Raw genomic sequence first — 5917 nt, 5'->3', positions numbered from 1 at the left:
CAGCACAGCTCGATGAAGTGGGCGCCCTTCTGGGCGCTCTCGGAAAACAGGATGCCGTTGTTGGCGACGATGCCCACCGGCATGCCCTCGATGTGGGCGAAGCCGCACACCAGGGTGGCGCCAAAGCGCTGCTTGAACTCGTGGAACTCGGAACCGTCGACGATGCGGGCGATGATCTCGCGCACGTCGTAAGGCTTGCGGGTGTCGGTGGGGATCACGCCGCCGAGTTCGCTGCCGTCGTGGCGGGGCGGGCGCGGCTCGCGCAACTGCACCGGCGGCTGCTTGGGCCGGTTCAGCGTGGCCACCGCCTGCCGCGCCAGCGCCAGCGCATGCGCGTCGTTCTGCGCCAGGTGGTCGGCCACGCCGGACAGGCGCGTGTGGACGTCGCCGCCGCCCAGGTCTTCCGAAGTGACCACCTCGCCGGTGGCTGCCTTCACCAGCGGCGGGCCGCCCAGGAAGATGGTGCCCTGCTCCTTGACGATGATGGTCTCGTCGCTCATGGCCGGCACGTAGGCGCCGCCCGCCGTGCACGAGCCCATCACCACGGCGATCTGGGCGATGCCCTGCGCGCTCATGTTGGCCTGGTTGTAGAAGATGCGGCCGAAGTGGTCGCGATCGGGGAACACCTCGTCCTGGTTCGGCAGGTTGGCGCCGCCCGAGTCCACCAGGTAGATGCAGGGCAGCCGGTTCTGCGCCGCGATCTCCTGCGCCCGCAGGTGCTTCTTGACCGTGATCGGGTAGTAGGTGCCGCCCTTGACGGTGGCGTCGTTGCAGACGATCACGCAGTCGATGCCGCTGACACGGCCGATGCCGGTGATGATGCCGGCGCAAGGCGCGTCCATCACGCCGTCGCGGTTGACGTGCATGTCGTGCGCCGCCAGCGGGGCGATCTCCAGGAACGGCGTGCCGGGGTCCAGCAGCATCTGCACCCGCTCGCGCGGCGGCAGCTTGCCGCGCGCCTCGTGCTTCTTGCGGGCCGCCTCGCCGCCGCCGGCGGCGTGCAGCGCCACCTTCCTCTCCAGGTCCTTCACCAGCTCCTGCATTGCGGCGGCATTGGCCTGGAACTCGGCGGAGCGGGGATTGAGCTTGGTCTCCAGTGCGGCCATCGGTCTGTCTCTCTTTTCTTGCCCCCCACAGGGGAGGGCTGGGGTGGGGGCAGCTCGGACGATAACGCTTCGGGCGTGGTCGCAGGCGCCGGCGCGCCAACCCTGGCCGCCGTGGGGGTTGCAAATCCTGCCAAACTCTCCTGCATGCCCGTGACCATCCCCCAGCGTCGTTCCAGCACTCCCGCCGCCGTCACGCCCATGGCGTTCGCCAGAGCCATTGTGGCGACGTATCGGGGCCACCACATGGCCCCCGAAGGCGCCCTGAAGCAGGCACAGATCACGCCAGCGCAGCTGCTCGAGCCGGAAGCGCGCATGACGGCGCGGCAGATGGAGTTGCTGTCCGCCGCGGCGATGCAGGAGCTGGACGACGAAGGGCTGGGCGCCTTCGGCCGCAAGCTGCCCTGGGGCAGCTACGGCATGCTGGCCCGCGCTTCGCTGGGCGCGCCGGACCTCGGGGTGGCCCTGAAGCGCTGGTGCCGCCATCACGGCCTGCTCACCGACGACGTGGCGCTGGCCGTCACGGTGGCCGGCCCGACGGCGGTGGTGTCGGTGCAGGAGCGCCGGCCGCTGGCGCCGCAACAGCGCGAACTGGGTCTGGCCTTTTTGCTGCGCAACGTGCACGGGCTGGCTTGCTGGTACGTCGACTCGCGCATTCCGCTGCAGGGCGCCAGCTTTCCGCTGCCGGCGCCGCCGCATGCCCAGGCCTACGGCTACATGTTCCCGGGGCCGCTGCAGTTCGACGCCCGGCAAGCCGAGATCCGATTCGACGCCAGGTACCTGAAGCTGCCGCTGCGGCGCGACGAGAAGGCCCTGGCGCAGATGCTGCAGCGAGCGCTGGCCATCACCGTGCTGCAATACCGGCGCGACCGGCTGCTGGTGCCGCAGGTGCGCCAGGCCCTTGCCGCGCATCCGGAAAGCTCGCACAGCGCCGAGGCTCTGGCCCGGCTGCTGAACGTGTCGGCCCGCACGCTGCATCGGCAACTCGGCGAGGAAGGGGCCAGCCTGCAGGCGCTCAAGGACGAGGTTCGGCTGGAGCGGGCCAAGGGCTTGCTGCTGCGCACCGCCAAGCCGGTCAAACAGGTCGCCGCCGCCGTCGGCTTTCGCCACGAGAAAAGCTTCAGCCGGGCTTTCCGCCTCTGGGCCGGCGTGTCGCCCTCGCAGTTCCGAAAGGCCGATGGCTGAGCAGGGCAGCTCAGCCATAAGACGTAATGGTTCGATCACTTGCGCCGCGCCGTGACTGACTTTACATTTGACCGCAGTCCATGATGTCCTCGCACAACTTCCCCCGCCACGGCGGGACCTTTCTGGTGAACGATCGGCCGGGGCAGCGACGCGCGCCGGCGCCTCCGAAGGAAGCTTGCAAGAGCAGCGCCGAACTGCAGGTGGTGTCGCAGCGGGAGCGCGAACTGCACATGCTCAAGTCGGACCTGGCTGCCTTCCAGCGCGAGGAACTCGAGGCCATCGGCGCCTGCATGACCACGCTGCTGGCGCGCGCGCCGCGCCTCGAGTGCCTGCGCGCCTACCACGCCCACGAAGCCGCCCGCGCCCGCACGCGGGAATGCCTGCGTCGGCTGCAGGCCTGGTAGCAGGCGCATGAGTGATCCCCTCCTGCGCCTGCTGCAGGTCGAGATGCCGTATGGCAAGCACAAAGGCACGCTGATCGCGGATCTGCCGGGCAACTACCTGAACTGGTTTGCGCGCCAAGGTTTTCCACCCGGCGAAGTGGGGCGGCTGCTGGCGTTGATGCACGAGATCGACCACAACGGCCTGGGGCACCTGCTCGCGCCGCTGCGGGCGAGCAGGTGCCGGTCAACAGGCTAGCCGCGGCGGGCCGCGCTGGCGGCCGCCACGTCGGCCGGCAGCCGCTTGAGCATGAAGCGGATCGCGAACGGCACCAGCACCAGGTCGTCGACGATGCCGATGATCGGCAGCACGTCCGGGATCAGGTCGATCGGCGAGATCACGTAGAGCACGACCATGGCCGTGCCCAGCTTCAGCCACGCGGGCGAGCCGGGGTGGCGCAGGGCGGACCACAGTTGCCGCGCGTCGCCCTTGAACAAGGACCAGAGCAAGGCCAGGCGTTTCATCTCGGACTCCACGAAAGGCCCCAGCGGGGCCGTCGGCATGCATCTGGCGCCGGATCGCCCCCACGCAAGGGCGAGGGCGCGAATCTTACAAACCAAGTCAGGGCACGGGCAGCACGATCTCCACCCGGGCGCCCCCCAGCGGCGAGCGCGCCAGCGCCAGCTCGCCGCGCGCGCTGGCCACCAGGTCGTTGACCACCGCCAGCCCCACGCCGTGTCCGGGCACGCGCTCGTCGGCCCGCACGTGCAGCTTGAGCACCGACTCGGTGTCGGTGAAGCCGGGGCCGTCGTCCTCCACCACGATGACCAACCGGTCGACCTCGCGCGCCAGCCGCACCCGCACCTGCTGGCGCGCCCACTTGGCCGCGTTGTCCATCAGGTTGCCCAGCATCTCGAACAGGTCACCTTCGTCGATGCGCCACGCCAGGTCGCCCGGGCCGTCCAGCTCGAAGCGCACGCCCTTGCCGGCGTAGACCTTGCGCAAGGCTTCGACCATGCGATCGAGCACCGGCGCCAGCGGCAGCAGCGGCACGAAGCGGCCGGTGCCGCCGGCCGCGGCGCGTGCCAGCTGGTACTGCACGATGTCGTCCATGCGCCGCACCTGGCGCTCGACTTCGGCCGGCAGCTCAAGCGGCTCCGAAAGGGCGCCGCGCAACACCGCCAGCGGCGTCTTCAGGCTGTGCGCCAGGAAACTGAGCGCCTCGCGGTAGCGGGTCTGGCGCACGCGCTCCTGCTGGATCAGCGTGTTCAGGTTGCCGGTCAGGCCGGTCAGCTCCTCCGGATAGGCGCCCAGGATGGCCGCCTGCTCGCCGCTCTCGACACGGCGCACCTCCTGTGCGACCCGGCGCAGCGGTGACAGGGCGCACCGCAGCAGGAACAGCTGCGCCGCCAGCAACAGCGCCGTCGCGCTGCCCAGCCAGGTCCACAGCGTGCGCGAAAAGACGCCGAGCTCGCGGTCGAAGCCGCCTTTGTGTTCCAGCACCGACAGCACCAGTGGCGCCGCGCCGTTGGGCGTGGTCCAGCGCACGGCATAGGTCACGGCCAGGTAGGCGCCGTCCTGGCCTTCCACCGTCTGGTAACGCCATTGCCCGGGCTCGCCGCTGCGCTGCAAGGGCGGCGACTTGCCCAGCGTCGACGCCGACTGCCAGCTCTGGGCCAGCGACACGTTGTGGATGCCCGCGTACAGCCCCGACCCCGGCAGCGCCAGGCGCGGCTCGGCCAGCACCGGGGGCATCTGCAGCAAGCCGCTGTCGTCGAGCTCGGCGCCTGCCAGCAGCAGGTAGACGGTGGCTTGCAAGCGGCCGAAGTGGGCGGCCCGCGCGCTGTCCGCATGGGCGCGCTGCACCGCGAAACCGGCGCCGGTGATGAACAGCAGCAGCACCAGCGCAGCGCCCGCCAACAGGCGGGCGCGAATGGAGGAATGCCCCAGCCTCATTCGAGCTTGAAGCGGTAGCCGCGGCCGCGCACCGTCTCGATCGGGGCCAGCGAGCCATCGGGATCGAGCTTGCGGCGCAAGCGCCCGAGCAGCACTTCCACCACGTTGCTGTCGCGGTCCTCGCCATGCGGGTAGAGATAGTCCGCCAGCTCCTGCTTGGCGACCACGCGCTCGCGCTCGCGCACCAGGTATTCGAGCATGCGGTATTCGAAGGCCGTCAGCTCCAGCACCTCGCTGCGCAGCCGCACCGACTGCGCGGCCAGGTCAATGGCCACGGGGCCGAGCGTCAGCACGTCGGTGGTGGCCTTGAGCGAGCGGCGCAACAAGGCCTTGACGCGCGCGGCCAGCTCGGGATATTCGAACGGCTTGACCAGGTAGTCGTCGGCGCCGGCCTCCAGCCCCTGCACCTTGTCCTGCCAGCTGCCGCGGGCGGTGAGGATCAGGATCGGCAATGGCCGGCCCTCGGCGCGCAGGCGCTGCACGATCGCCAGCCCATTGAGCTTGGGCAGGCCCAGATCGATGATGGCCAGGTCGAACGGGTATTCGCGGGCCAGGAACAAGCCGTCCTCGCCGTCCGCCGCGGCGTCGACCCGGTAGCCTTCGGCTTGCAGCTGACGCTGCAGCGTCAACCGCAGCGGCGCCTCGTCCTCGACCAGCAGCAGCCGCATGCCCTGCTACCGTCCGGTGGTGGCGTCGAGCATGATCACGCGCACCTCGCCGGCCTTGGTGAGCACCTTGACCCGCCACACGCTGCGGCCGCCGGCATCGGAGCGTTCCACCGACAGCACCCGCCCGCCGGTCTGGCTCTGGGCGATGGCCGCCGCCTCGTCGCGGCCGACCGCGGCCCAGGCTGGCGCCACCGCCGTCATGAGCGAGGCGCAGAGCAACAAGGTAGCGAGCTTCATGGTGATCTTTTGGGTGCAGCTTACTGGACCCGGAAGCTCCAGGCCGTGCGCGTGGAGTTGCCGGCGCGGTCGCGCACCACCAGTTCGGCGTTGTGCCGACCGATGCCCAGGTTTTCGCGCCAGCGCACCTGGTCGGCCGTGATCTCCGCGTTGCGCGTCACGTCGACACCGTCCACGCTCAGGCGCACCGAGGCGGCGTCGATGCCGCTGCCCACGTCGGCCAGACTGGCCGCGATGCGGGTGCGGCGGCGCTCGGCCACGGTTTCACCGTTGGCCGGCGTCACGTTGCTGATCTGCGGCGGCTGCTGGTCGCCCGCCGGCGCTGCAGGTGGCACCGGCTGCACCGCCGGCGCCTCGGAGCGCTGCTCGCCACGCTGGCCGGCGGGA

At 70.4% G+C, this 5917-nt stretch carries 8 protein-coding genes and 1 pseudogene; 3 read left to right on the top strand and 6 right to left on the bottom strand.

What is annotated here, in order from left to right:
• Nucleotides 1-1106: carboxyl transferase domain-containing protein (locus JWP65_RS18620; protein ID WP_299766448.1), on the bottom strand; the 1106-nt coding region annotated here is incomplete at its 3' end.
• 144 nt (nucleotides 1107-1250) lie between these two features.
• On the opposite strand from JWP65_RS18620, the gene JWP65_RS18615 reads away from it, so the two are divergent.
• The 3 genes from JWP65_RS18615 to JWP65_RS18605 all read left to right on the top strand — a co-directional run bounded on the left by JWP65_RS18615 (nucleotide 1251) and on the right by JWP65_RS18605 (nucleotide 2927).
• A complete protein-coding gene (locus JWP65_RS18615) occupies nucleotides 1251-2288 on the top strand; it encodes an AraC family transcriptional regulator (RefSeq protein WP_299766446.1) in 1038 nt (345 codons plus the stop codon).
• Nucleotides 2289-2368: 80 nt separating this feature from the next.
• Nucleotides 2369-2692 carry a hypothetical protein gene (locus tag JWP65_RS18610; RefSeq protein ID WP_299766444.1) on the top strand — a complete coding sequence of 108 codons (324 nt, stop codon included), beginning with the start codon at nucleotides 2369-2371 and terminating at the stop codon, nucleotides 2690-2692.
• A gap of 7 nt (nucleotides 2693-2699) precedes the next feature.
• Nucleotides 2700-2927 carry a DUF3820 family protein gene (locus JWP65_RS18605; RefSeq protein WP_299766442.1) on the top strand — a complete coding sequence of 76 codons (228 nt, stop codon included), beginning with the start codon at nucleotides 2700-2702 and terminating at the stop codon, nucleotides 2925-2927.
• Here the strand turns inward: JWP65_RS18605 and JWP65_RS18600 are convergent.
• The 5 genes and pseudogenes from JWP65_RS18600 to JWP65_RS18580 form a co-directional block, all read right to left on the bottom strand.
• A complete protein-coding gene (locus JWP65_RS18600; RefSeq protein WP_299766440.1) occupies nucleotides 2924-3193 on the bottom strand; it encodes a DUF1232 domain-containing protein in 270 nt (89 codons plus the stop codon). The genes JWP65_RS18605 and JWP65_RS18600 overlap by 4 nt on opposite strands.
• A 97-nt stretch (nucleotides 3194-3290) precedes the next feature.
• Nucleotides 3291-4625 carry an ATP-binding protein gene (locus JWP65_RS18595; RefSeq protein ID WP_299766438.1) on the bottom strand — a complete coding sequence of 445 codons (1335 nt, stop codon included), beginning with the start codon at nucleotides 4623-4625 and terminating at the stop codon, nucleotides 3291-3293.
• Nucleotides 4622-5293 carry a response regulator transcription factor gene (locus JWP65_RS18590; RefSeq protein ID WP_299766437.1) on the bottom strand — a complete coding sequence of 224 codons (672 nt, stop codon included), beginning with the start codon at nucleotides 5291-5293 and terminating at the stop codon, nucleotides 4622-4624. The genes JWP65_RS18595 and JWP65_RS18590 overlap by 4 nt, the downstream gene beginning before the upstream one ends.
• A 6-nt stretch (nucleotides 5294-5299) precedes the next feature.
• Nucleotides 5300-5530 (bottom strand): PepSY domain-containing protein, encoded by a 231-nt coding sequence (locus JWP65_RS18585; protein ID WP_299766435.1) that lies wholly within the window; start codon nucleotides 5528-5530, stop codon nucleotides 5300-5302.
• A gap of 20 nt (nucleotides 5531-5550) precedes the next feature.
• Nucleotides 5551-5917, bottom strand: a pseudogene (locus JWP65_RS18580) (hypothetical protein); the annotation flags it as partial.

Source organism: Ramlibacter sp. (assembly GCF_028292805.1).
Taxonomy (GTDB): domain Bacteria; phylum Pseudomonadota; class Gammaproteobacteria; order Burkholderiales; family Burkholderiaceae_C; genus Ramlibacter.
The sequence above is the reverse complement of the archived record's forward strand: the minus strand, read 5'-3'. Positions and strand labels throughout refer to the sequence as shown.

Excerpts from the sequence above, each read along its gene's own strand:
- JWP65_RS18590 (WP_299766437.1), bottom strand. The coding sequence starts at position 5,293 with ATGCGGCTGCTGCTGGTCGAGGACGAGGCGCCGCTGCGGTTGACGCTG.
- JWP65_RS18600 (WP_299766440.1), bottom strand. The coding sequence starts at position 3,193 with ATGAAACGCCTGGCCTTGCTCTGGTCCTTGTTCAAGGGCGACGCGCGG.
- JWP65_RS18585 (WP_299766435.1), bottom strand. The coding sequence starts at position 5,530 with ATGAAGCTCGCTACCTTGTTGCTCTGCGCCTCGCTCATGACGGCGGTG.
- JWP65_RS18610 (WP_299766444.1), top strand. The coding sequence starts at position 2,369 with ATGATGTCCTCGCACAACTTCCCCCGCCACGGCGGGACCTTTCTGGTG.
- JWP65_RS18615 (WP_299766446.1), top strand. The coding sequence starts at position 1,251 with ATGCCCGTGACCATCCCCCAGCGTCGTTCCAGCACTCCCGCCGCCGTC.
- JWP65_RS18595 (WP_299766438.1), bottom strand. The coding sequence starts at position 4,625 with ATGAGGCTGGGGCATTCCTCCATTCGCGCCCGCCTGTTGGCGGGCGCT.
- JWP65_RS18605 (WP_299766442.1), top strand. The coding sequence starts at position 2,700 with ATGAGTGATCCCCTCCTGCGCCTGCTGCAGGTCGAGATGCCGTATGGC.